At 50.5% G+C, this 23,553-nt stretch carries 23 protein-coding genes; 11 read left to right on the top strand and 12 right to left on the bottom strand.

Going from position 1 to position 23,553, the window contains the following annotated elements; translation table 11 throughout:
* The first annotated feature begins 23 nt into the window (after positions 1–23).
* Positions 24–1,388, top strand: coding sequence for a formimidoylglutamate deiminase (locus tag OH773_RS12810; RefSeq protein WP_270139227.1), 1,365 nt, complete (start codon positions 24–26; stop codon positions 1,386–1,388).
* Positions 1,388–1,933 (top strand): environmental stress-induced protein Ves, encoded by a 546-nt coding sequence (gene ves, locus OH773_RS12805; RefSeq protein WP_183271768.1) that lies wholly within the window; start codon positions 1,388–1,390, stop codon positions 1,931–1,933. The genes OH773_RS12810 and ves overlap by 1 nt, the downstream gene beginning before the upstream one ends.
* On the opposite strand, the gene hutC is transcribed toward ves, so the two are convergent.
* The gene (hutC, locus tag OH773_RS12800; RefSeq protein ID WP_183271767.1) at positions 1,934–2,686 is read right to left on the bottom strand and encodes a histidine utilization repressor; all 753 of its coding nucleotides are present in this window, start codon (positions 2,684–2,686) and stop codon (positions 1,934–1,936) included.
* 192 nt (positions 2,687–2,878) lie between these two features.
* Between hutC and hutH the strand changes: the two genes are divergently transcribed.
* Together hutH and hutU are read left to right on the top strand one after the other, a co-directional pair.
* Positions 2,879–4,423, top strand: coding sequence for a histidine ammonia-lyase (hutH, locus tag OH773_RS12795; RefSeq protein ID WP_270139226.1), 1,545 nt, complete (start codon positions 2,879–2,881; stop codon positions 4,421–4,423).
* Positions 4,424–4,440: 17 nt separating this feature from the next.
* Positions 4,441–6,138: a urocanate hydratase gene (gene hutU, locus OH773_RS12790; RefSeq protein WP_270139225.1), complete on the top strand. Its 1,698-nt coding sequence runs from the start codon at positions 4,441–4,443 to the stop codon at positions 6,136–6,138.
* A gap of 109 nt (positions 6,139–6,247) precedes the next feature.
* Here hutU and yddG read toward each other — a convergent pair whose 3' ends face one another.
* Together yddG and nadE are read right to left on the bottom strand one after the other, a co-directional pair.
* Positions 6,248–7,138 carry an aromatic amino acid DMT transporter YddG gene (gene yddG / locus OH773_RS12785; protein WP_270139224.1) on the bottom strand — a complete coding sequence of 297 codons (891 nt, stop codon included), beginning with the start codon at positions 7,136–7,138 and terminating at the stop codon, positions 6,248–6,250.
* A 56-nt stretch (positions 7,139–7,194) separates the two neighbouring features.
* Positions 7,195–8,022 (bottom strand): ammonia-dependent NAD(+) synthetase, encoded by an 828-nt coding sequence (gene nadE, locus OH773_RS12780; protein ID WP_270139223.1) that lies wholly within the window; start codon positions 8,020–8,022, stop codon positions 7,195–7,197.
* Positions 8,023–8,286: 264 nt separating this feature from the next.
* On the opposite strand from nadE, the gene osmE reads away from it, so the two are divergent.
* Positions 8,287–8,625, top strand: coding sequence for an osmotically-inducible lipoprotein OsmE (gene osmE, locus OH773_RS12775; RefSeq protein ID WP_270139222.1), 339 nt, complete (start codon positions 8,287–8,289; stop codon positions 8,623–8,625).
* Positions 8,626–8,677: 52 nt separating this feature from the next.
* On the opposite strand, the gene katE is transcribed toward osmE, so the two are convergent.
* Entirely contained in the window at positions 8,678–10,936 is a 2,259-nt protein-coding gene (gene katE, locus OH773_RS12770; protein ID WP_270139221.1) for a catalase HPII, read from the bottom strand.
* 157 nt (positions 10,937–11,093) lie between these two features.
* On the opposite strand from katE, the gene cedA reads away from it, so the two are divergent.
* On the top strand, positions 11,094–11,333 hold the full coding sequence (gene cedA, locus OH773_RS12765; RefSeq protein ID WP_183271760.1) for a cell division activator CedA: 240 nt from the start codon (positions 11,094–11,096) through the stop codon (positions 11,331–11,333).
* A 41-nt stretch (positions 11,334–11,374) separates the two neighbouring features.
* Here the strand turns inward: cedA and OH773_RS12760 are convergent, their stop codons facing one another.
* The 5 genes from OH773_RS12760 to hxpB form a co-directional block, all read right to left on the bottom strand.
* A complete protein-coding gene (locus tag OH773_RS12760; protein ID WP_183271759.1) occupies positions 11,375–12,061 on the bottom strand; it encodes a tetratricopeptide repeat protein in 687 nt (228 codons plus the stop codon).
* 132 nt (positions 12,062–12,193) lie between these two features.
* Positions 12,194–13,585, bottom strand: coding sequence for an L-cystine transporter (locus OH773_RS12755; protein WP_270139218.1), 1,392 nt, complete (start codon positions 13,583–13,585; stop codon positions 12,194–12,196).
* A 132-nt stretch (positions 13,586–13,717) separates the two neighbouring features.
* Positions 13,718–14,308: a metal-dependent hydrolase gene (locus OH773_RS12750; RefSeq protein WP_183271757.1), complete on the bottom strand. Its 591-nt coding sequence runs from the start codon at positions 14,306–14,308 to the stop codon at positions 13,718–13,720.
* 114 nt (positions 14,309–14,422) lie between these two features.
* Positions 14,423–15,184, bottom strand: coding sequence for a 2-dehydro-3-deoxy-D-gluconate 5-dehydrogenase KduD (gene kduD / locus OH773_RS12745; RefSeq protein ID WP_270139215.1), 762 nt, complete (start codon positions 15,182–15,184; stop codon positions 14,423–14,425).
* 156 nt (positions 15,185–15,340) lie between these two features.
* Positions 15,341–16,009, bottom strand: a complete 669-nt coding sequence (gene hxpB, locus OH773_RS12740) for a hexitol phosphatase HxpB (protein ID WP_270139213.1) — start codon at positions 16,007–16,009, stop codon at positions 15,341–15,343.
* Positions 16,010–16,176: 167 nt separating this feature from the next.
* On the opposite strand from hxpB, the gene OH773_RS12735 reads away from it, so the two are divergent.
* On the top strand, positions 16,177–16,713 hold the full coding sequence (locus tag OH773_RS12735; RefSeq protein WP_183271754.1) for a YniB family protein: 537 nt from the start codon (positions 16,177–16,179) through the stop codon (positions 16,711–16,713).
* Positions 16,714–16,749: 36 nt separating this feature from the next.
* Here OH773_RS12735 and OH773_RS12730 read toward each other — a convergent pair whose 3' ends face one another.
* The 3 genes from OH773_RS12730 to pfkB form a co-directional block, all read right to left on the bottom strand.
* Positions 16,750–17,610 carry a fructosamine kinase family protein gene (locus OH773_RS12730; protein ID WP_270139211.1) on the bottom strand — a complete coding sequence of 287 codons (861 nt, stop codon included), beginning with the start codon at positions 17,608–17,610 and terminating at the stop codon, positions 16,750–16,752.
* Positions 17,611–17,713: 103 nt separating this feature from the next.
* Positions 17,714–18,004 carry a type V toxin-antitoxin system endoribonuclease antitoxin GhoS gene (gene ghoS / locus OH773_RS12725; RefSeq protein WP_270139209.1) on the bottom strand — a complete coding sequence of 97 codons (291 nt, stop codon included), beginning with the start codon at positions 18,002–18,004 and terminating at the stop codon, positions 17,714–17,716.
* 99 nt (positions 18,005–18,103) lie between these two features.
* On the bottom strand, positions 18,104–19,033 hold the full coding sequence (gene pfkB / locus OH773_RS12720) for a 6-phosphofructokinase II (protein ID WP_270139207.1): 930 nt from the start codon (positions 19,031–19,033) through the stop codon (positions 18,104–18,106).
* A 289-nt stretch (positions 19,034–19,322) separates the two neighbouring features.
* Here pfkB and OH773_RS12715 point away from each other — a divergent pair, with 289 nt between their 5' ends.
* From OH773_RS12715 to infC, 4 genes are all read left to right on the top strand, one after another.
* The gene (locus OH773_RS12715; protein ID WP_270139205.1) at positions 19,323–20,081 is read left to right on the top strand and encodes a DUF481 domain-containing protein; all 759 of its coding nucleotides are present in this window, start codon (positions 19,323–19,325) and stop codon (positions 20,079–20,081) included.
* A 266-nt stretch (positions 20,082–20,347) separates the two neighbouring features.
* Positions 20,348–20,578, top strand: a complete 231-nt coding sequence (locus OH773_RS12710) for a hypothetical protein (protein ID WP_270139203.1) — start codon at positions 20,348–20,350, stop codon at positions 20,576–20,578.
* Positions 20,579–21,034: 456 nt separating this feature from the next.
* Positions 21,035–22,963, top strand: coding sequence for a threonine--tRNA ligase (thrS, locus tag OH773_RS12705; protein WP_270139201.1), 1,929 nt, complete (start codon positions 21,035–21,037; stop codon positions 22,961–22,963).
* Positions 22,964–22,967: 4 nt separating this feature from the next.
* Positions 22,968–23,510, top strand: a complete 543-nt coding sequence (gene infC, locus OH773_RS12700) for a translation initiation factor IF-3 (RefSeq protein ID WP_074392078.1) — start codon at positions 22,968–22,970, stop codon at positions 23,508–23,510.
* Positions 23,511–23,553 lie beyond the last annotated feature (43 nt).

The following is a 23,553-nucleotide window of genomic DNA, read 5'->3' as shown; positions in this document are numbered from 1 at the left end:
TCGCAAAAGAAGGAATTAAAACTATGCCTGCATTTTTTGCTCCAGTTGTGATGCTCCCACAAGGTTGGGGACACAACGTGCGTATTACCGTCAATGAACAAGGGATGATTACTCATGTCGATGTTGGCGCGTCCGGGGAGAATGCCACTCTGCTCGCGGGCATCGTTGTCCCTTCTATTTCGAATTTACACTCACACGCCTTTCAGCGGGTGATGGCAGGACTGACGGAAGTGGCGGGCGATCCCCAGGACAGTTTCTGGACGTGGCGTGACATGATGTACCGCATGGTGCAGAAATTATCCCCAGAGCAAGTCGGCGCGATTGCCACGCATTTATATATTGATATGCTCAAGGGCGGTTACACTCAGGTCGCTGAATTTCATTATTTACATCATGATGTTAACGGTAAACCTTATGCATCAGGTGATTTGATGCTACAGCAATTGCTGCTTGCTGCCGATAATACCGGAATAGGGCAAACGCTATTGCCGGTGCTCTATAGCCACGCGGGTTTTGGTGCACAGCCACCACAGCCAGGGCAGAAAAGATTTATTCAGGATGTTGACCGGTATTTGCGCCAGCAACAGGCATTGGGCACCGTATTACGTCGCTACCCGCGCATTAATCACGGCCTGTGCTTCCACTCGTTGCGGGCGGTAACGCAAGAGCAAATAGAAGATGTCCTCGAGGCGAGCGATTACCGCCTTCCGGTGCATATCCATATTGCAGAGCAAGAAAAGGAAGTGAATGACTGTGTGGCCTGGAGCGGTGAACGCCCGGTGGAATGGTTGTTTAATCGCTTTGCGGTTGATGACCGCTGGTGCCTGGTTCACGCCACGCATTTATCGGCTGAAGAGTTAACCCAAATTGTGGAAAGCCGCGCAGTGGCAGGGTTGTGCCCAACCACCGAAGCGAACCTGGGTGATGGCATTTTCCCGGCGACGAATTTCATCGCGCAAGGCGGCCATTGGGGAATTGGGTCGGATAGCCATGTTTCAGTCAATGCCCTGGAAGAATTACGCTGGCTTGAGTATGCGCAGCGCCTGCGTGACCGTCGTCGTAACCGAATTGTGTTACCCGAATTGCCGCAGGTTGGCGAGGTGCTCTGGCGTCAGGCCGCTGTAGGTGGGGCGCAAGCATGCGGTGTGGCGATGGGGATGATTGCGCCGGGGCAACGTGCCGACTGGTTAGTCCTCGAGCGTGATTCGTGGTTGGCAAATATTGAAGACTACGCGCTGCTTAATCGCTGGTTATTTGGTGGTAAAAGCGAACAAATTAGAGACGTGTGGGTTGCAGGAAAACAGGTGATTTGTGACCGACAGCACCCGCTCGATGAACAAAGTAATACACAGTTTGCGCAGGTGATGCGCACCCTTCAGGAGTGGTGATGGAATTCTTTGATATACGGAAAGTGCCCGTCAGCTTGTGGCGCAACGGGGCCGGAGAAACCCGAGAAATATGCTGCTTTCCGCCTGCAACACGTGATTTCAACTGGCGAGCCAGTATCGCTTCAATTGCCAGTAGCGGCGAGTTTTCGGCTTTTCCTCAGGTCGACCGCGTCATTACGCTGCTCGAAGGTGGAGAAGTGGTTCTGGATGCCGGAAAGGCGTTCCGTCATACCCTTAAGCACTTTCAGCCGTTTGCTTTTGCCGGGGATTACACGGTTAAAGCGGAGCTGAAACAAGGGATGTCGATGGATTTTAATATCATGACCCATCGTGACCGTTGCCGCGCCAAAGTCCGGGTTGCTGACCGTACGTTTACCACCTTCGCACCGCGTGGTGGCATTGTTTATGTGCTTAGTGGCGAGTGGCAACTGGGTGAAAAATTGCTGACACCGGAGCAAGGTGCATGGTGGCAAGATGGTCGCCACACCCTGCGCTTGCTGAAGTCAGAAGGTAAATTGCTGTTTAGCGAAATTACCTATCTCTGATCACTTGCCAGTAAAACTCCCCACCAGTTGATAACGTGAGCCCGGATATAACAATCGGGCCACCGTCACGACCTGCGAATGGTGCCAGGTCCGGCGCTGAATCAGCAGGCAAGGCTGGCTGGATGTCACTTCGAGCAACCCTTGTTGGGACTCATCCGCCAGCACCGCTTCAACAATGTGTTCGCCTGAGGTTAACGGCGCGACCTTACTCAAATAATGGTGGGGTGTGAACAAGCGGAAATCTTGTTGCAGGTAATCCGCAGCCAGCGCCGGATTCACATACCGCGTCTCCAGTTGTACCGCCATATCATTATCGTAATGCACCAATTGTGAGTAAAACAGCGGCTCTCCGACATTGAACGAAAAGGCGTGAGCCAGTTGTTCATCCGCTTTCACCTGTTCGAGCGCGATGACTTGATTGCGATAATGGTGACCGCGTGCGGTAATCTCTTCGGCAATACTGCCTACTTCCAGCAATGCGGTATGGCCTTTAAGCTCTGCGACAAATGTCCCCACGCCTTGCATCCGTACCAGCCAGCCTTCACCAGTGAGCTCCCGAAGTGCGCGGTTAATCGTCATCCTGCTGACATTCAGCGCATTCACCAGCTCGGTTTCCGAAGGCACGCGTTGATGGGCAAGCCAGTTGCCACTACGAATCTGACTAATAATCCCCTGCTTAACCCGTAAGTAAATTGGGGCGGGTAAATCACTGATAGCTGCGCGTAGTTGTGTCAGAGGTTGGTTTTCAGACATTGGTCGTTCCTTTGATACCCGCAGCCTTTCAAGAGGCGGGGATAAAACATTTCATTTTGCGGCGAAAGCGCGATCTCGCTCACTGTTCAATAAAAATTACCTATGACCCACTGGCGGCCATTTGGGTTTATTAGTTAGGTTGTCTATACAACTCTATACGTTCATTTGAATTGATGCCATCAGGATGTCGCTATGTCACTGCAAAAAAAGCTTTGCTGTCTTACACCGGGGCGCGTCACGCTCGCCACATTGCGTGAAATCTACCATGGAACCGTCACGTTAAGTCTTGATCCGCAGGCCATTGATGCGGTTGAAAAAGCGCAACAAACCGTTGAAGCTATCGTTAAACACGGCGATGTGGTTTACGGCATTAATACGGGTTTTGGCAAATTAGCACAAACCACAATTGCCAATGACCATTTGGCTGAGTTGCAACGCAATCTGGTGCTTTCACACAGCGTAGGGCTTGGGAAACCTCTGCCAGACGATGTGGTCCGCGTGGTCATGGCCAGTAAAATCATCAGCCTTGCGCGGGGCCATTCTGGTGTGCGTATGTGTGTTATCGACAGTTTGTTGCGCCTGTTTAATGCCGGTGTGATGCCTGTTATCCCGGAAAAAGGATCGGTTGGCGCATCGGGCGACCTCGCTCCGCTGGCGCATCTCTCGCTGATGCTGCTGGGTGAAGGTAATGTGCGTATCAATGGCGAAGAAGTGCCTGCCACTGTCGGGCTAAAAATGGCAGGCGTCGAGCCGTTAGTGCTTGGGCCAAAAGAGGGTCTGGCGCTGCTCAACGGCACGCAAGTGTCTACAGCCCTCGCGCTGCGCGGCCTGTTTGAAGGCGAAAAGGTCTTTGGAGCGGGTCTGGTGGCGGGTGCGTTATCGCTTGAGGCGATTAAAGGTTCTGTAAAACCGTTTGATGCGCGTATTCATGAAGCGCGTGGACAAACCGGGCAGATTGATGTCGCAGCCGCGGTCAGAGTGTTGTTGGCAGACAGTGAAATTGTCGATTCCCATCAGCATTGTGGACGTGTGCAAGATCCGTATTCCATTCGCTGTGTCCCGCAGGTGATGGGCGCATGCCTTGATAACCTGCGTCACGCGGCACGTGTCCTGCAAATTGAAGCCAACGCGGCATCTGATAACCCGTTGGTGTTTAGCGATACGGGTGAAGTCATTTCTGGCGGGAATTTCCACGCCGAGCCGGTGGCGTTCGCCGCCGACATTATTGCGCTGGCGGTGGCTGAAATTGGTGCGATTTCCGAGCGCCGTCTGGCATTGCTGCTCGATACCGGGCTGTCGGGCTTGCCGCCGTTCCTGGTGAAAGAAGGTGGGATCAACTCCGGGTTTATGATTGCGCAAGTGACGGCTGCAGCACTCGCCTCTGAGAACAAATCATTGGCGCACCCAGGCAGTGTCGACAGCCTCCCGACGTCAGCAAACCAGGAAGATCACGTTTCCATGGCGACCTACGCCGCTCGCCGTTTGGGTGATATGTGCTTCAACACCGCCGCGGTGGTGGGTATTGAAGCCATGGCAGCCGCTCAGGGCATTGAGTTTTCTCGTCCGCTTCGTAGTTCTCCGCTAATGGAAGAAGTTTTTAGCGGCGTACGCCAGCGTGTAGCCTTCCTTGATAAAGATCGCTTACTGGCACCAGACATCGAAAGCATGCGCCAGTGGGGTGCCAGCGGTGAGTTACCTGCTGTCATTACTCAACTCTTTCCTTCTACGTCGGCCTGATGCCGGGAGCCACCACAATGACTGAATCTGTAAAACAGGCGGTAGCCCGCACGGTACGCGCTCCACACGGTAGCACACTGCACTGCGAAAACTGGTTGATCGAAGCGGCTTACCGCATGATCCAAAACAATCTCGATCCCGATGTCGCCGAACGCCCGGAAGATCTGGTGGTGTATGGCGGGATCGGCAAAGCGGCGCGTAACTGGGAATGCTTCGAGCAGATCCTCGCTTCGCTGCGCAGCCTAAAAGCCGATGAAACGCTGCTGGTGCAGTCGGGGAAACCGGTGGGGATTTTCCGCACGCACGCCGACGCGCCGCGTGTCTTAATCGCTAACTCCAACCTGGTGCCGCATTGGGCAACCTGGGATCATTTCCATGAGCTCGATAAAGCCGGGCTGATGATGTACGGCCAGATGACAGCGGGGTCGTGGATTTACATTGGCGCGCAAGGCATCGTACAGGGCACGTTTGAAACCTTTGCGGAAGCTGGGCGTCAACATTACGGTGGCGATTTGCGCGGTAAATGGATCCTGACCGCTGGGCTCGGTGGAATGGGGGGGGCGCAACCATTGGCAGGCGTGCTGGCGGGCGCTTCAGTATTAGCCATCGAATGCCAGGAGTCGCGCATTGATTTCCGTCTACGCACCCGTTATCTCGACTACAAAGCGACAAATCTTGATGAAGCACTGGCGATTATTGAACAGGCTAACGCGGAGAAAAAAGCTATCTCCGTGGGTCTGTTGGGTAACGCGGCTGAAATTCTGCCTGAGCTGGTGAAACGTGCCAAAGCCGGTGGGATCAAGCCGGATATTGTGACCGACCAAACGTCGGCACACGATCCCATCAACGGTTATTTACCGCAAGGCTGGACGGTAGAACGCTGGCAGAACGAACGGTCATCGCAGCCCAAATCAGTGGAAAAAGCCGCTCGGGCATCCATGGCGGTGCACGTTCAGGCGATGCTCGATTTCTGGGAAATGGGCGTGCCGACGGTGGATTACGGCAACAATATCCGCCAGGTAGCATTCGATGAAGGCGTGGAAAATGCCTTTGATTTCCCAGGCTTTGTTCCAGCTTATATTCGACCGTTGTTCTGCGAGGGCAAAGGACCGTTCCGCTGGGTTGCACTTTCGGGTGACCCGGAAGATATCGCCAAAACTGACGCAAAACTCAAAGAGCTGTTCCCGGATAACCAGAACCTGCATCGCTGGTTGGATATGGCGCAAGAACGCATCGCTTTCCAGGGCCTGCCGGCACGTATTTGCTGGCTGGGGTTAGGGGAGCGCCATCGTGCTGGGCTTGCGTTTAACGAAATGGTCCGTAACGGCGAGTTGAAAGCGCCAGTGGTCATTGGCCGTGATCATCTCGATTGTGGTTCTGTAGCCTCACCAAACCGTGAAACGGAGTCGATGAAAGACGGTTCCGATGCGGTTTCTGATTGGCCGTTGCTGAACGCATTGCTCAATACCGCAGGCGGTGCCACATGGGTAAGTTTGCATCATGGTGGCGGCGTGGGGATGGGCTTCTCACAACACGCAGGCGTGGTGATTGTTGCCGACGGCACGCCAGAAGCCGAGGTGCGTTTAGGTCGTGTGCTGTGGAATGACCCAGCAACAGGTGTCATGCGCCATGCCGACGCGGGTTATGAAAGTGCTGTTGAGTGTGCGCAGAAACATGATTTAAAACTTCCTATGATTAATAGATGCTCTAAATAATTCGAGTTGCAGGTAGGCGGCAAGGGAGCTTATCCCCAGGAGCTTACTTGAGTAAGTGACTGGGGTAAGTGAGTGCAGCCAACACCCCTGCAGCTTGAAGTATGACGAGCTATCCGTAACGGCGGGTTGCGAGCCAACATAACAACGACCCGCCAACGACCATCGCAACACCCTGCCAAAACGTCCATCCCGGATGTAAACCCAGCCAAAGACTTGCGAGCAACGCCGAAAGTACCGGCGTAAAATACGATGCTGTCGCGAGCAGTGTCATGTTCCCGCGCTGGATCCCATGATTCCACGCAGAGTAGGCCACTGCCGTAGACATCCCCATAAACAACAGTTGCAGTGTAGATGGCAGCGTAAAATGAATCGGCGCTTCGCTCACGAAGGCAAACTTCATCCATAGCACAATGGCGGTGGCGCAGAAAAACAGTGATACGCCGTTTTTCCCCTCGCTAAAGCGACGCGTAATGTTGCAATACAGCGCCCAGATTATCGCGGCGGCAAAGGCCAGTCCGTAGGCCAGTGGGTTATCGAGAATGTTGTGCCACATCTGCAACGGTGACCAGTCGCCGTCTCCTTTCATGACTTGAACAATGCCTGCAAGGGAAAGTGCCAGTCCTGGCCAGAGCCATAGGTTGCTGCGTTGCTGATTAATAAACAGCGCAAGAAGAATCGTCAGACTCGGCCACAAATAGTTAATCATCCCCAGTTCCAGCGATTGGCTGCGGCTGTTTGCCAGCCCAATAGCTAATGCGAGACAGATTTCATAGGAGACAAATAAAGCGCCGCCACTCCATAAATAGCGGGTCGGGATTTCACGTATTTTGGGTAATCCGCGCGCCAGACACAGGCATAAGGCGCTTACGGTGTAAATGAGAGCAGCGCCACCTACGGGGCCAAAATGTTCGCTGATACTGCGTAATAAACCAACCGAGGTGCTCCAGAGGAGGATCGCCAGCAAGCCAAAAAGCGTGGCGCGTTTTGCAGGGTTATCCATGTCATTCTCAAATATGTCGGGTGGATGAGGGGGAGCGACACCCACCCGATGAGGTTCTACTTCTTCCAGAAATCGTCAAACACCGTAATCGGTGTGCGACGTTTGTGCTCAGTTTTCAGATACCAGCCTTCGATGATTTTGCTGGTGGATTCATCCAGAGTTTTACCTTCCAGATAATCGTCAATCTGTTCGTAAGTGACACCGAGCGCGGCTTCGTCAGGCAGAGAAGGGCGATCATCTTCCAGATCCGCCGTTGGAGCTTTCTGATAGAGGTGCTCCGGGCAGCCCAGGGTTTTGAGCAGCGCTTTACCCTGACGTTTGTTCAGACGGAAGATTGGGTTGATATCAGTCCCGCCATCGCCATATTTGGTGAAGAACCCGGTCACCGCTTCAGCACCGTGGTCCGTGCCGACCACTACGCCTTTGGTCATGCCCGCAATGCTGTACTGGGCTTTCATACGTTCGCGAGCTTTCTCATTGCCACGAATGAAATCGCTTAACTCAATGCCCGCGCTGCGTAGCGCGTGTTCACTAGCCAACACTGAGCCTTTAATGTTCACGGTTAACACGCGATCGGGCTGGATAAAGGTGATTGCATCCTGGCAGTCTTGTTCGTCAGCCTGCACACCAAACGGCAAACGTACCGCGATAAACTGGTAGCTGTCGTCACCGGTTTCGTCGCGCAGTTCATTGATAGCCAGTTGGCAAAGTTTGCCTGTCAGAGTGGAGTCCTGGCCGCCGCTGATACCCAATACCAGGGACTTAATAAACGGATATCTTTTCAGATACGACTTCAGAAAATCGACGCTGACACGGATTTCGTGCTGCGGGTCGATCTGTGGTTTAACCCCTAATGCCTGGATAATCTCTTGTTGCAGAGCCATTTAACCCTCCGGTTACGGTGTACCTGCGCGCGCAGGTAGCAAAAGTCAGATTTGTTAAAACTACCCGTTTGTCGGTAAAACGACAAGACTCATGCGCATGTATGGAATCATTTGGTGTGATTTAGAGCGTTCTGGAGCTAACCCGGTGTTTTGTTTAATAATCCTAAAAATTATTCATTTGGCTTGGTTAGTTGAAAAAACCTCTTTTCTATTCCACGCTTAATGAACACGCTTGAGCAATACCCTGAAAAACGAGGATAAAATATGAACAAGAATTTTGCAGGATTTTTAAGTGCAGCAGCGGTGATGACAATGCTTGCGGGTTGTACGGCGTATGACCGTACCAAAGATCAGGTGGCGACGCCTGTGGTTAAAGATGTGAAAAAAGGCATGAGCCGTGAGCAAGTGCAGCAGATTGCGGGTAAACCTTCTTCAGAAGTGACCATGATTCACGCGCGCGGTACTTGCCAGACCTATATTCTTGGCCAGCGCGAAGGCAAAACTGAAACCTACTTCGTTGCTCTTGATGAAACCGGCCATGTGATGAATTCCGGTTATCAGTCTTGTGCGGAATACGATACTGACCCGCAAACGAAAAAGTAATTTCTCTTTAAGTAAAAAAAGCCGCCACCTAACCGTGGCGGCTTTTTTGTGTCTATGCAGGAATATGACTGACCTTGTTACTGCGCGACCAGACGCGGTGCGCGGCGAGATGTTGCAGGAAATCATCGGTAAATGTGCTTGTGACAGTGTCACCTTCAACCACACCTTCCTCTCCCTGGCTATCAATACCCAGCTTAGATTTAAACTGTCGGGCATCGCCTGCAAGGCCGATGACTTTTAAGTGCTTATAGGCTTCCATTAAATAATAAGTGGCATCGCCATTATTTAAAATGGAGCTGATGTCGCCTCCCGGGACGATCACCGCATCGACGCTGACCGACGGCGAACCGGTGAACGTGGCTCCTATCGGCAGCAAGGAGCCATCGTCAGCGCTAGCATCGCCCAGACGCGAGAACAACAGTTTGCTGTGGACACCCTGGGCTTTCAGCGCCTGCATTGTCGCCAGCACATCCGCCGCATTTGCATTTTCACTGAGTAGAATCGCCACGACTCTGCCTTTCACTGAGCCGCTTGGCACCGCATACAGGCTTAGGCTCGGGTCTTTCTTCAGGCCATTAACATCTTTGGGTGGCGCAACGTGCATCTGCTCATCGGAAAGCTCAATACCGAGATTTTCTGCAACGGGTTGTGCCAGCGAAATATCAATGTGTGTCAGATGGTCCAGCACTCTTTCGCGGATGTAGGGTCGCGCCACTTTGGATAATTCGAAGCTAAAAGCGCTGATAATATGTTGCTGCTCGACAGGCGTTTGGCTTTGCCAGAACAGCCGGGGTTGCGAGTAATACTCACCAAAGGATGGGCTACGCTCGCGAATTTTATGCCCCTCAACCCGAGTCTGATAACTCTCAAAACCGCCACGTTTTGGCCCCGGCGGCGTTTCGCGTGGCCAGTTATCGTTGATGGAGTTAGGTTCGTAGTTGGCAGGATTACTGTCGATATCCATTCGGTGCATGCCATCACGCTGGAAATTGTGATACGGGCAGACTGGGCGGTTAATCGGGATTTCATGGAAATTCGGGCCACCCAGGCGGCTGATTTGCGTATCGGTATAAGAGAATAAACGCCCCTGTAATAACGGGTCATTACTGAAATCCAACCCCGGGACGATATGACCTGGATGGAATGCCGCTTGTTCGTTTTCGGCGAAGAAATTATCCGGGTTACGATTGAGCGTCATTTTGCCCACCAGATGGACGGGAACCAGCTCTTCCGGGATCAGTTTGGTCGGGTCTAACAGATCGAAATCGTATTTAAACTCATCTTCTTCAGGGATTAATTGCAGCCCCAATTCGTATTCCGGGAAATCGCCCGCTTCAATAGATTCCCAAAGATCACGGCGGTGGAAATCCGGATCGCGCCCCGTCAGCTTTTGCGATTCATCCCACACCAGCGATGCTTTACCGGCGGTGGGTTTCCAGTGGAAACGCACGAAGGTGGCTTTGCCTTCGGCATTAATCATCCTGAAGGTATGAATACCGAACCCTTCCATGGTGCGATAGCTGCGTGGAAGACCACGGTCAGACATCGCCCAGATGACGTTGTGCAGCGTTTCGGGTTGCAGTGACACATAATCCCAGAAAGTGTCGTGCGCACTGCCACCTTGCGGTATTGCCCAGTGTGGCTCGGGTTTAACGGCGTGGACGAAATCAGGGAATTTATGGGCATCCTGAATAAAGAATACCGGGGTGTTGTTACCGACTAAATCGAAAATGCCTTCTTCGGTATAGAATTTGGTCGCAAATCCGCGGATATCACGTACGGTGTCGGCAGAGCCTGCACCGCCTTGTACAGTCGAAAATCGCACGAATACCGGCGTGATTTTATCAGGGTCCGATAGAAAATCCGCTTTGGTGACTTCCGCCAAATTTTTGTAGGGCTGGAAGTAACCGTGAGCCGCCGAACCCCGCGCATGTACGATACGCTCGGGGATACGCTCATGGTCGAAATGGGTGATTTTTTCCCGCAGGATAAAATCTTCCAGAAGCGTAGGCCCGCGCGTACCGGCGCGCAGTGAATTTTGGTCATCGGCAATCCGCACACCCTGATTGGTCGTCAGCGGGAAGTTTTCACCATCCTTGCGGTGCACATCGAGCGATTTTAGTTTTTCGTTGGAGGTATCCGGGCTTTTATAACTGCCTGCAGCAGTGGGTTGTGCTCCAGGAGGCGTGGGTACAGTGGAAGGGCGGTGAGATCCATCTTCAGGAGCCAGAGAATCCATACCGGGCCTGGATTCGTTGGCGTCATGTATTGGTGCGCTGTGACTTAACGGATGTTTATCGTGCGTCGACATTGAGCTCATCTCCTGTTTTAGTCCTGCGATAACGATGCTTTGGACAGTCAAAACATCTTTAACTATAGGTCAAGAGCTTCTCAACACGAGACGCGGAGGGCGATTCTCCGCTATCATAGTGACGTTGTTCATCAATTCAGTTCTGATTCGATTGCCTATGAAACCTTTGCGCCAACCAAATACTCGTCCCGTTATTACGTATCAACCGCGTGTTGAACCTGCGCCGCCGGCTCAAGCCTTGCGAGCTGAAGGGTTTAAGGATGTGTGGATTTTACGTAATCGCTATGTGGCTTTTGTGCTGGTGGGGGATGCGTTCCGCCAGTCACCGCCCTTTACGTTGCCGGAGTCCGCACAACGTTGGGCGATGCAGGTAAGAAATGAAAATGACATTCTCTGATATTTTTGTCGTCTTTCCAGACGGTATCCAGGATGGCGGGATTACCCGCCGTTACTGATTTGATCAAACATTTCGCAGCCGGTATCAAATCCTTCTGTGCAGCTTACATTCAGCCACTGCAATGCTCTTTGCTTATTGGCTGTAATAAAGCCTTTCTCACCGTTTAAAAACAGCATGCCGGCCCAGTATTCGGCATAACCCGTACGAGAAATCGCCGAGCTGCGCTTAAACCAGAATGTCGCCTTTTCATCGTCCTGTGCAATACCCACGCCGTTGGCGTAGAGCAAACCGTAGAACATCTGTGCATCGACCGCAGAATCACTTTCGATATCTTGTGAGGCACTTTCCAGCAGCTTCATTGCTTTAGGGTAGTCAGGTGTACCCGCTTGGGTGTTAACCAGAATACGCGCAAGCGTCACATTACCTATTTTACTGCCACGCTCAACCGCTTGTTCGGCGAGTGATTTCGCTTGCTGATAATCCGCAGCGTTAGGGTCCTGAATTTTCAACTGTGCCAGAAGTGCCAGTGCATCTGCATCTCCTTGAGCCGCTGATTTAGCCGCCCAACTTTCGGCCTGCTGGTATTCACCCGCACTAAACAGCGTGTCGGCAAGATAAAACTGGGCACGACTGTCTCCTTCCTGCGCATGTTGCAGATAAGGACTATCAGGTGTTTCAGCCCACGCCGATGAGACGCAGAACAACAACAGAATACAAAGTCGTTTCATAGAGATAAGGGATCCGTAGAGAGCTAAAGTTTTGGCCCCCTATGCGGGAGCTCTAAATTATAAATAAAAAAACGGCCCCTTGTTGAAAGGAGCCGTTTATTGTCGCAGATTCTGTAGTGATTTTGCTACTGGTTAGCGATGCGCCAGCTCAGCTTCTTCATCACTATTAAGCACTTCTTTATCAGTTTGTTTCATCAACTGACTCGTGATGGTACCTGCTGTCATCGAACCGCTAACGTTCAGTGCGGTACGACCCATATCGATAAGTGGCTCAACCGAAATCAACAGCGCAACGAGCGTAACAGGCAAGCCCATGGCTGGCAGGACAATCAGCGCCGCGAAGGTTGCGCCACCGCCCACACCGGCAACGCCTGCGGAGCTTACGGTAACAATCCCAACCAGCGTAGCAATCCAGACGGGATCCAACGGGTTGATACCGACAGTCGGTGCGACCATCACGGCCAGCATCGCTGGATACAGACCGGCACAGCCATTCTGACCGATAGTTGCCCCAAAGGACGCCGCAAAGCTTGCGATGGACTCAGGCACACCCAGGCGGCGAGTTTGCGCTTCAACGTTCAATGGAATGCTGGCTGCGCTGGAGCGGCTGGTGAAAGCGAAGGTCAGAACCGGCCATACTTTACGGAAGTATTTCAACGGGCTGACACCATTGACGGCCAGCAATACCGCATGCACACCGAACATAATGGCCAGGCCGAGGTATGAAGCCACCACGAAGCTGCCCAGTTTAATGATGTCTTGCAGGTTTGAACCGGCAACGACTTTGGTCATCAGTGCCAGAACACCGTATGGCGTCAGTTGCATCACCAGGCGCACAAGTTTCATGACCCAGCTTTGAAGTGTGTCAATCGCAACCAGAACACGTTCGCCTTTTGGCGCATCGTCTTTCAGCAATTTCAGTGCGGCCACGCCGAGGAAGGCGGCGAAAATCACGACGCTGATGATCGACGTTGGATTAGCACCAGTCAGGTCAGCAAACGGGTTTTTCGGTACGAAAGATAAAATCAGCTGCGGTACGCTGAGGTCGGCAACTTTGCCCACATAAGTCGTTTCAATCGCGCTCAGACGTGCAGTTTCTGCAGTTCCCTGAACAAGGCCTTCTGCGGTCAGACCAAACAAGTTAGTCACCAACACACCGACCAGTGCGGAAATCAATGTGGTGAACAGCAGTGTCCCGATGGTCAGTACGCTGATTTTGCCCAAAGACGAGGCATTATGCAGACGCGCAACAGCACTCAGAATTGAGGCAAATACCAATGGCATAACAATCATTTGCAGCAACTGAACATAGCCGTTACCGACAACGTTAAACCACTGAATAGATTGTTTCAGTACCGGGCTGTCTTCGCCATAAATGGTGTGCAGGGCAAGGCCAAAGACGACGCCAATCACCAGACCAAGCAGTACTTTCTTCGCCAGACTCCACTGTTTGTGGCGGGTTTGCGCCAGCAACAGCAGCAGAATAACGAACACGATAACGTTCGCTATAAGTGGAAAATTCATCCCGTATCTCCTGAGTGTATTTTAAGCAGGTGGACTGATTGCCACCTTTATGCTGCAAATCGTACCAGAAGCTCAGAACGAGTCTTATATTCAAAAGGAATTGATTATTACCATTTGAGCTATTTCGTCTAATTATTGTTCCAGGTGGTTACTTAAAAAACTATTAAAGGTCATTTGCAGAGAAATTATCATGTGCGATGACCAGCGCACGGCACTGTTATCGGGCACACTTTGTGGCATCCACACCGCCAGGCCAAAAAACACCATGCACAAGGCGCGTTCAAGTTGATTGCCTTTTTGCGGCCTGATAATGGGAAAACGGAACCGCCAGCGGCAAGGCCAAAGTAACGGCACACCGGCAGGGGTGAGCATATCCGCAAGAATATGACTCAAGTAACCTAACACCATGCCCTGAAGGGCGTCGGCGGGAATAACCCAGGTTTCGGGAACTTTGAGATAGAACAGCGCGAGACTCGCGAATACGGCGAATAAACTGTGCGTAAACCCCCGATGGCCGCAGGCGCGAGCGATCGGTTTAGAAATCCAGGGCAAGCGTTGGCCGAGAAATGACTTTGGGTGGTCAATATCAGGTAGCAAACACGTCAGGATGGCTGATGGCACAATATGCCACCAGTCCCCTTGAGCAAGCACAGGCGTGAGTTCGGCGTTTTTAGCGAATACTGCACAGGCAATGGAAAAAAGAAGGTGACCTTCCGCCGTCATGATACTACCTGGATGAAAACTGTCGATTCATACAGTATAGGGATTTTATACAGTAGACGGAAGAGGTGACGGCGTAACATTTTACTACCGCCGGATTCCCCGACGGCATGATGTTTAGCGGGCTAGCCAGCCTCCGTCGACGGCAACCGTGTAGCCATTGACATAATCGGAAGCGCGAGAGGCGAGAAACACAATTGGCCCTTGCAGGTCACCAGGAAGCCCCCATCGACCAGCAGGAATACGGTCGAGGATTTCCTGGCTGCGTACATCGTCGTCACGCAGTTGTTGAGTATTGTTGGTTGCCATGTATCCTGGCGCGATAGCATTCACATTAATATTATGTTGTGCCCATTCATTCGCCAGTAGCCGCGTCACGCCGAGCACAGCGCTTTTGGATGCGGTATAAGAAGGGACTCTGATTCCGCCCTGGAATGACAGCATGGATGCGATGTTAATGATCTTGCCGCCATGGCCTTGTTTAATGAATTGCTTTGCGACCGCCTGAGAGAGAAAGAACACCGATTTAATGTTCAGGTTCATGACGTCGTCCCAGTTTTTCTCGCTAAATTCTAGTGCATCTTCCCGGCGAATAGTTCCCGCGTTATTCACGAGAATATCTATTTTCCCCATCCCTGCGACTGCCTGCGCGATAATCTCAGGGATCGCGTCTTGTTGGCTTAAATCTGCCTGTATGGCGAGAAAACGACGATCCAAATCCTGTACTTTTTGCGCCGTTTCATGTGGGATTTTGCGGCTTACACTGACGATGTTACAACCTGCCTCGGCAAGCCCTATTGCCATTCCCTGACCCAGGCCTGTGTCACAACCCGTGACGATAGCGACTTTGCCTTGCAGATTAAAAGCATCGAGAATCATAAGTTACCCCGGTATCCGGAAAAGCGCCGTTGCGCATGTCTGTATAGAGTAGATACCGGAGAGGGGAAACTCAAATATTTATGAAATAACGTTTTAAAAAATTTGATGCGGATATGATTTTGAAACAGATGCGGGGGGGGCCCCGCATCTTTATCACTAGCCAATCAGATGTTCGGCGCGCAATTCAGTCAGCGAGTTCAGTTTCGCATTCGCCAGACACCAGCGTACGTCGTCGCGGTTTTCTTCCGCGGGAACCACAATAGAACGCATGCGTGCGGCTTTGGTCGCAATCATGCCATTCACTGAATCTTCAAGAGTGACACAAGCCAGAGGATCGATGCCCAGTTTAGTGGCGGCGTCTAAGTAAACCTGCGGATGCGGCTTGCTGTAAGGCAGATGTTCCGCCGAGGCGATAGCATCAAACTGAGAACGTAAGTCGAACATTTCCAGCACGCGCTCAAGCATATGCAGAGGTGAGGCGGAGGCTAACCCGACTTTCAGCCCTTGTGCTTTACATAAGGCGATGGCTTCACGCACGCCGGGCAAGAGTGGTTGAGTCTCTTCTATCAGGGCAATGGCGCGATTAATCACGCGCTGAGTGACTTCTTCGCGCGTCGGGCCTTGCCAGGGTTGGCGGGCAAACCACAGTTCTACGACCAGATCGATACGCAAACCGAGTGTATCAGGCAGTTCAGAACGTCGGGAAATATCCACGCCGATACTGGCGAGCACATCCAGCTCAGCCTTGTCCCATAACGGTTCAGAATCAATCAACAAACCGTCCATATCAAAAATCGCAGCTAAAATTTGGCGCGTAACAGCCATTTATTGACTCCTGTCTTTGAGGTATTACAGATAAGATCACCTATCTTTAACTGGAAATCCTGGCTGTTGCCACTGGTTTGTGAAAATCGCCCGTAAAGCTCAGGCGAAATCACCCCAGACGAGGTAAACTTTGTGCGTGCAAGTTACGTCCTAACCAAGGGGAACGAATGACGTATCAACAAGCTGGACGCATTGCCGTACTCAAACGTGTGGCTGGCTGGGTAATTTTTATCCCAGCGGTAATTTCAACACTGATTTCAATTCTGAAGTTTATGTATGAGCACAGCGAAAAACAGGCAGGGATTAATGCTGTGATGCTGGATTTCGCTCATGTCATGATTGAGATGATGCGTTTTAATACGCCATTCTTGAATTTCTTCTGGTACAACTCGCCGCAACCCGACTTCCATCAGCAGGCCAATATTCTGTTTTGGATAATCTACGCGCTGATCTTTATTGGCCTTGCGTTGCAGGCATCCGGTGCACGAATGAGCCGTCAGGCGAAGTTTCTGCGTGAAGGGGTGCAAGATCAGTTGATTCTTGAACAGGCAAAAGGCCCTGAAGGTTTAACGAAAGAACAGATCGACGCGAAAATTGTGGTACCGCGACACACCATTTTCCTGCAAATTTTCCCGCTTTATATTTTACCCGTCATCATTATCGTGCTGGGCTACTTCTTCTTTTCTTTACTCGGCTTCATCTAGATAAACGCCACTCCCGCTCGGGGAGTGGAGAATTCATTATGCCGCCAGTACACGTTCCAGTGCTTTTTGCGCGATGACTAAATGCTGGCCGCCAAACAGACTCGCCCGGTTAAACAGAGTATAGAGCTGGTAAATGGACTGGCGTTGCAAGAAATCGGCGGGAAGCGGGGAGACTGACTGGTAACCGTCGTAGATTTGCGGCGGTTGATCCGGGTGTAACGGCAACATCGCCAGATCGCACTCTCTGTCGCCCCAGTAGCAGGCGGGATCGTAGATAAATGGTCCATTTGCATCCATCGCGCAGTTTCCCGACCACAAATCGCCATGCAACAAAGAAGGCTGAGGCTGATGGGAGGACAGCGCCTGATGCACAAATTCGACAATCAGGTCGATGTCTCCGAATTGAATGCCTTTTTCTGCGGCAAGCTCAAGCTGCCAGCCGATGCGTTGCTCTGCAAAGAACGTCGACCAGCGTCGTTGCCAGGTATTGGGCTGCGGGGTCGTGGAAAGATCATTATCAAAATCGAGCCCAAATTGAGGCTGATCGCTCCATTCATGCAAACGCGCCAGTTGCTGACCTAGCAAAAAGGCGTTGTGTGCATCCAGCGGTTTTGCTGGCTTATATTCAAGGAGCAGGAAACTGTAATCTCTGTCACTGCCTACACCCCAGACTTTAGGTACCCGCACTGTGTTGCTGCGCGAAAGTAACTCAAGTTGATCGGCTTCTGCGGTGAAGATGGGTAAGAGTTCCCGCGTGTCGCTTTTGACAAAAATATCATGACCGGCATAGTGAATTCGCCATGCAGAATGAATTTCGCCACCGGGTAATTCCGTACGTTGTTCAATTTCAGCGCTACCGAGTTGTTCACTTAACAGACGACTTATGGCTTGCCACATGATGCTTCTCTCCAGGTTGTCTGGTAGATCATTAGCTTATCGCTGTTAACCGGGTCAAACTTCGAACTAACGCACATCCCCGGTCAGGAGTTTTAAAACCTGGTTATTGACTCTCTTGTAACCAGATATCCCAGGTTGTTATTGAAACTTCGGGTTCTCTTCCCAGTGCCAACTGACCGAGGCCGCGGGCAAGTTCTGCTACTTCAGTCTGATTTAAGGTACTGATTAAACCGAAGGTGTTGATCCCTAATTCGTGAATTTTCCCTTCGTCGTCTGTAAGGGTGAGCAAAAAACCTCCACGAGTCAGAGCGTTATTCATTTCGTTAAGGTCCGTGAGATTGTGTTCCTCGAACTTTAATGTGACAACATAGCGTTCAATGTCTCCGCTACTCATGATTCACCCCATTGTTATCCCGAAGGTTTTAGCATAGTTGATCTGCGTAAAATGGCGACATTTACCGAAGCGATTAGCTGCCCCATGCGGGGCGGGCTGTTAACTGCGTAGGTAGTCGTAGATTTTCTGGGTGTTTTCCATGGAGCATAATCGTGTGCCGTGATTGAGCGTTGCAGCACTCCCGGCGGCGACACCGAAACGAACCATGTCGAGCAGTGAGGCGTTTTCAGCAAGTTTCAGCGTCATCGCTCCGACCATACTGTCACCGGCACCTACTGTACTTTGGCTTTTCACAGGCGGTGGTACTACCTGCACGCAACCACTGGCATCAACGCCCAGAGCGCCTTGCGGACCAAGCGAAACGACCACCCGTTTGGCTTTGCCATTATCAACGATTTCCTGGGCCGCTTTACGCACATCATCAGGTTGCGTCAGGTCGCGATTGACTAAAGCACTGAGCTCTTTCTGATTCGGTTTAACCAACTCAATGTTACCGATTTCAAGTGTCGCCTTCAGTGCCTCTCCTGAGCTGTCCACGATGCAACGTATCCCTGATTTTTGGGCCGATTTGACTAAATCGCAGAGCTTCGAAACTTCAATACCTGGAGGAAGGCTGCCGCTGATAACCAGAATGGAGCCGGATTCGATGGCGATGACTTTTTCTTCAAGTTTGCGTAATTCATCATCCGTTAGGGCCGCACCGGGCATGACAAAACGGTACTGCTCACCGGTAGACTCAGCGTGAACGTGCAAATTTTGCCGTGTCCAGTCATGGACATCGACGGTATCAATGGCGACATGTTCATCTAAAAGCAAATTGCTAAGGTGTTCCCCCGTTGCGCCGCCGGATGGAAATATAGCGGTTGCGCGCCCGCCGAGATGGGCAATCGCTCGTGCAACATTAATACCTCCACCGCCGGGTTCAAAAACGGGTGCGGTGCATCGAAGTTTACCTTCGGGATAAATTTGTGCGGTCAGGGTAGCGCTATCCAGAGAGGGGGCAAGTGTCAATGTATAAATGCGGGTCATATATCCTCCTTAATTTAGCATTGAGATAAAGCGTAGCACTGATTTCGATGGGAGAATGCCAATTAACACCATGATTTATAAAATGATTTGTAAAATACCCTTACGCTCTATGTTTATGAAAATAAAGATGTTTTAAGAGCTCTCTTATTCTAAAAATGAAAAAAGAATTCATTGCTATGTTATTCGAGCTTTTTTATAATTTGTAACCTTTCTTGGTTCATAAATATTTGATCCACAGAAAAGATTCCGGAACCTTGGTGGTTTCTTTTTATGTTGTACGGACGATTAAATGAATTTTGTTAAGACAGTACCGGCTGCAATTTTGCTGACCGGAAGTGCGCTATTGAGTCACTTTGCAATTGCAGATAATTCGGTTTTCACTGTCATGGATGACCCAGCCACAGCAAAGAAACCGTTCGAAGGTAATCTGAATGCAGGCTACCTTGCGCAATCAGGCAACACCACAAGTTCCACGTTGACCGCCAACACCAACATGACCTGGTACAATACCTCGACTGCATGGTCACTGTGGGGTAATGCGAACAACACGTCTTCTAACGATGAGCGCTCTTCTGAGACTTATTCAGCTGGTGGCCGTAGCCGTTACAACATGACCGACAGCGATTACCTGTTTGGCCAGGCAAGTTGGTTAACCGACCGTTACAACGGTTATCAGGCGCGTGATGTGTTAGCCGCCGGTTACGGTCGTCAGTTCCTCAGTGGCCCGATACACAGCCTGCGTGTGGAATTTGGTCCTGGTGTTCGTTACGACGAATATGCCGACGGTGGCCATACGACTCAGGCATTAGGCTATGCATCAGGTATCTATAACTGGCAACTGACCGATAACGCCAAATTTATCCAGGGCGTTTCAGTGCTGGGTAGTGAAGATACGACGGTAAACTCAGAGACTGCGCTTGAAGTCGCAATCAATGAGCACTTTGGTTTGCGGGTGGGCTATAACGTCACCTGGAACGAAAACCCGCCTGAATCTGCACCTGAACATACTGACAGACGTACTGCGATTACTCTTGGTTATAAGATGTAATGGGCAAAGCCGGGTTATCCCGGCTTTCTTGTTTTATTTTATCTGTTCGTGCTATTATTATTTCGGTCCAGAGTTTTATTTATAATAAAATGTATTAAATTTTGAATCCTTCATAATTTCTCCTTAATCTGTCCTGTGCTCATATTTTTTGTATATTTGACACGAATTGATAAATAATTGACCTTGTCAAAAATGTGATCTGGCTCTACTCTTGTTTTGTAGCGAGTTAATAGCTTGCTTGCCCACTAAATAAGAGAATAACGAATATGAAAAATATCAAACATGCCGCTGTAGCCGTTGCACTTTCTATGCTTTCATTTGGTGCCTTCGCTGCACAACCTACCGCAGCCACAAGCACACAAACCGCCCCGTCAGCTGTCTGGAATGTTTCTGACGTTGAAGCCGGTTCCAACATCCAGCCGGGGGCGCAGTCCACTGGTCAGTCAATGGATGATGCATTTAACGTCCACACTTTGGTTGCTGGTGACTGGTCTTAATTAATATAGATTTAATAACATCTCTATATACCGACCTAGTAATGGCTGGTTCAATCCAAGAGTTAGATGAAATAAAAACCGAGCATGAGGCTTGGTTTTTTTATTTCTAAAACAACAGTCCATATAATAAATATCTCTGCGTTAAAACTTTAACAAAACTTATTAAATACTTTCCTGTTGTCAGCGGTATTTTAATGAACGTAGCCGTAATCATGTGAAAGCGACGATAAAACAGTAGCTTATTATCGAGAGCATCTGGCTACAAAACGCGACATCCCCTCCTTAAAGTGATACTATTCTCAACCGTCGTGAAGCAGTGAACCCACGCTCACGCATAAATTGCGTTATCGGCCTTGCAATTGTGGGCGAGATGATGGCGCAACCGTTTGAAACTAAAGAAAATATACGTTGCATGTGATCTTGCGTATGGGTCACCACTGCAAATAAGGACTTATAATGCCTGTTATTACTCTTCCTGATGGCAGCCAACGCCATTACGATCACGCAGTTAGCCCGCTGGATGTAGCCCTGGACATTGGTCCTGGCCTCGCAAAAGCGTGTATCGCTGGCCGTGTTGATGGCGAACTGGTTGATGCATCTGATGTTATTGAGCATGATGCGAAACTCGCGATTATCACCGTTAAAGATGAAGCTGGCCTAGAGATTCTCCGCCACTCATGTGCCCACCTATTGGGTCATGCCATCAAACAACTGTGGCCGCACACTAAAATGGCGATTGGCCCAGTTATTGACAACGGTTTTTACTACGACGTCGATATTGACCACACGCTGACGCAGGAAGATCTTGAGCTGCTCGAAAAGCGTATGCACGAGCTGGCTGAGAAAGATTACGACGTTATCAAGAAGAAAGTGAGCTGGCATGAAGCCCGTGAAACTTTCGTGAACCGTGGTGAAAGCTACAAAGTTGCGATTCTTGATGAAAATATCAGCCATGATGATAAACCAGGTCTATATCATCATGAAGAATACGTGGATATGTGCCGTGGTCCACACGTACCAAATATGCGTTTCTGCCATCATTTCAAATTGCAGAAAACGTCTGGTGCGTACTGGCGTGGCGACAGCAACAACAAAATGTTGCAGCGTATCTATGGCACCGCGTGGGCAGATAAAAAGCAGCTGAATGCTTATCTGCAACGTCTGGAAGAAGCCTCTAAGCGCGACCACCGTAAAATCGGCAAGCAACTCGACCTGTACCATATGCAGGAAGAAGCGCCAGGTATGGTGTTCTGGCACAATGACGGCTGGACTATTTTCCGTGAGTTGGAAGTGTTTGTGCGCTCCAAGCTCAAAGAGTACCAGTATCAAGAAGTAAAAGGTCCGTTCATGATGGACCGCGTGCTGTGGGAAAAAACCGGGCACTGGGAAAACTACAAAGAAGCGATGTTTACTACTTCTTCCGAGAACCGTGAATATTGCATCAAGCCAATGAACTGCCCAGGTCATGTTCAGATCTTTAATCAGGGACTCAAATCCTACCGTGACCTGCCATTGCGTATGGCTGAGTTTGGTAGCTGCCACCGTAACGAGCCGTCAGGTGCGTTGCATGGCTTGATGCGTGTTCGTGGCTTTACACAAGATGATGCTCACGTCTTCTGTACTGAAGAACAAGTGCGTGATGAAGTGAATAGCTGCATCCGCATGGTCTATGACATGTACAGCACCTTCGGATTTGAAAAAATCGTTGTGAAGCTGTCTACTCGCCCTGAAAAACGCATCGGTACCGACGAAATGTGGGATCGTGCAGAGGCGGATTTGGCCGTAGCATTGCAAGAAAATAATATTCCGTTTGATTATCAACCGGGAGAGGGCGCATTCTATGGCCCTAAAATTGAATTTACACTGTATGACTGCCTCGATCGTGCATGGCAGTGCGGCACTGTACAGCTAGACTTCTCTTTACCATCACGCCTGAATGCGTCTTATATCGGCGAAAGTAACGAACGCCTGGTTCCGGTAATGATTCACCGTGCAATTCTCGGGTCAATGGAACGTTTCATTGGTATCCTGACCGAAGAGTTCGCTGGTTTCTTCCCAACCTGGCTTGCGCCGGTACAAGCAGTGGTTATGAATATCACTGATGGACAGTCTGATTACGTTAACGAATTGACCCGTAAACTGCAAAATGCAGGCATTCGTGTAAAAGCAGACTTGAGAAATGAGAAGATTGGCTTTAAAATCCGTGAACACACGTTGCGCCGTGTCCCTTATATGTTAGTTTGTGGCGATAAAGAGGTCGAAGCAGGCAAAGTTGCCGTTCGTACTCGTCGCGGCAAAGACTTGGGCAGCATGGACGTAAACGAATTGATTGAAAAGCTGCAGTTAGAAATTCGCAGTCGCAATCTTAATCAACTAGAGGAATAGAGTTATTAAAGGCGGAAAAAGAGTTCAACCGGCGCGTCCTAATCGCATAAACAGAGAAATTCGTGCCACAGAAGTTCGTCTGACAGGCTTAGACGGCGAACCTATTGGTATTGTCAGTCTGAATGAAGCTTTAGAAAAAGCCGAAGAAGCTGGGGTAGATTTAGTTGAAATCAGTCCTAACGCTGAACCGCCTGTTTGTCGAATTATGGATTACGGCAAATTCCTCTACGAAAAAAGCAAATCTTCTAAGGAACAGAAGAAGAAGCAAAAAGTTATTCAGGTTAAGGAAATCAAATTCCGACCTGGAACCGATGATGGCGACTACCAGGTAAAACTCCGCAGCCTGGTTCGCTTTCTGGAAGAGGGTGATAAAGCTAAAATCACACTGCGTTTCCGCGGTCGTGAAATGGCTCACCAACAGATTGGTATGGAAGTGCTTAACCGCGTCCGTGACGATCTGAGTGAACTGGCAGTGGTCGAATCCTTCCCATCGAAGATCGAAGGCCGCCAGATGATCATGGTGCTCGCTCCGAAGAAGAAACAGTAAGGCCATCAAGTAACAGCTCTCGCGAGGTTTCGGCCTCGTGAGA

It is taken from the genome of Buttiauxella sp. WJP83, from assembly GCF_027594725.1.
Lineage (GTDB): Bacteria > Pseudomonadota > Gammaproteobacteria > Enterobacterales > Enterobacteriaceae > Buttiauxella > Buttiauxella selenatireducens.
Note: the sequence above shows the minus strand (reverse complement) of the source record. Positions and strands in the feature narration are given on the sequence as shown.

What these genes read in the sequence shown, in the direction of transcription:
- hutH (WP_270139226.1), top strand. Translation starts at nt 2,879, where the DNA reads ATGTCACTGCAAAAAAAGCTTTGCTGTCTTACACCGGGGCGCGTCACG.
- pfkB (WP_270139207.1), bottom strand. Translation starts at nt 19,033, where the DNA reads ATGACCCGCATTTATACATTGACACTTGCCCCCTCTCTGGATAGCGCT.
- OH773_RS12715 (WP_270139205.1), top strand. Translation starts at nt 19,323, where the DNA reads ATGAATTTTGTTAAGACAGTACCGGCTGCAATTTTGCTGACCGGAAGT.
- OH773_RS12755 (WP_270139218.1), bottom strand. Translation starts at nt 13,585, where the DNA reads ATGAATTTTCCACTTATAGCGAACGTTATCGTGTTCGTTATTCTGCTG.
- hutU (WP_270139225.1), top strand. Translation starts at nt 4,441, where the DNA reads ATGACTGAATCTGTAAAACAGGCGGTAGCCCGCACGGTACGCGCTCCA.
- kduD (WP_270139215.1), bottom strand. Translation starts at nt 15,184, where the DNA reads ATGATTCTCGATGCTTTTAATCTGCAAGGCAAAGTCGCTATCGTCACG.
- OH773_RS12735 (WP_183271754.1), top strand. Translation starts at nt 16,177, where the DNA reads ATGACGTATCAACAAGCTGGACGCATTGCCGTACTCAAACGTGTGGCT.
- hxpB (WP_270139213.1), bottom strand. Translation starts at nt 16,009, where the DNA reads ATGGCTGTTACGCGCCAAATTTTAGCTGCGATTTTTGATATGGACGGT.
- ghoS (WP_270139209.1), bottom strand. Translation starts at nt 18,004, where the DNA reads ATGAGTAGCGGAGACATTGAACGCTATGTTGTCACATTAAAGTTCGAG.
- OH773_RS12810 (WP_270139227.1), top strand. Translation starts at nt 24, where the DNA reads ATGCCTGCATTTTTTGCTCCAGTTGTGATGCTCCCACAAGGTTGGGGA.
- hutC (WP_183271767.1), bottom strand. Translation starts at nt 2,686, where the DNA reads ATGTCTGAAAACCAACCTCTGACACAACTACGCGCAGCTATCAGTGAT.
- thrS (WP_270139201.1), top strand. Translation starts at nt 21,035, where the DNA reads ATGCCTGTTATTACTCTTCCTGATGGCAGCCAACGCCATTACGATCAC.
- OH773_RS12760 (WP_183271759.1), bottom strand. Translation starts at nt 12,061, where the DNA reads ATGAAACGACTTTGTATTCTGTTGTTGTTCTGCGTCTCATCGGCGTGG.
- OH773_RS12710 (WP_270139203.1), top strand. Translation starts at nt 20,348, where the DNA reads ATGAAAAATATCAAACATGCCGCTGTAGCCGTTGCACTTTCTATGCTT.
- OH773_RS12730 (WP_270139211.1), bottom strand. Translation starts at nt 17,610, where the DNA reads ATGTGGCAAGCCATAAGTCGTCTGTTAAGTGAACAACTCGGTAGCGCT.
- osmE (WP_270139222.1), top strand. Translation starts at nt 8,287, where the DNA reads ATGAACAAGAATTTTGCAGGATTTTTAAGTGCAGCAGCGGTGATGACA.
- OH773_RS12750 (WP_183271757.1), bottom strand. Translation starts at nt 14,308, where the DNA reads ATGACGGCGGAAGGTCACCTTCTTTTTTCCATTGCCTGTGCAGTATTC.
- katE (WP_270139221.1), bottom strand. Translation starts at nt 10,936, where the DNA reads ATGTCGACGCACGATAAACATCCGTTAAGTCACAGCGCACCAATACAT.
- cedA (WP_183271760.1), top strand. Translation starts at nt 11,094, where the DNA reads ATGAAACCTTTGCGCCAACCAAATACTCGTCCCGTTATTACGTATCAA.
- yddG (WP_270139224.1), bottom strand. Translation starts at nt 7,138, where the DNA reads ATGGATAACCCTGCAAAACGCGCCACGCTTTTTGGCTTGCTGGCGATC.
- nadE (WP_270139223.1), bottom strand. Translation starts at nt 8,022, where the DNA reads ATGGCTCTGCAACAAGAGATTATCCAGGCATTAGGGGTTAAACCACAG.
- ves (WP_183271768.1), top strand. Translation starts at nt 1,388, where the DNA reads ATGGAATTCTTTGATATACGGAAAGTGCCCGTCAGCTTGTGGCGCAAC.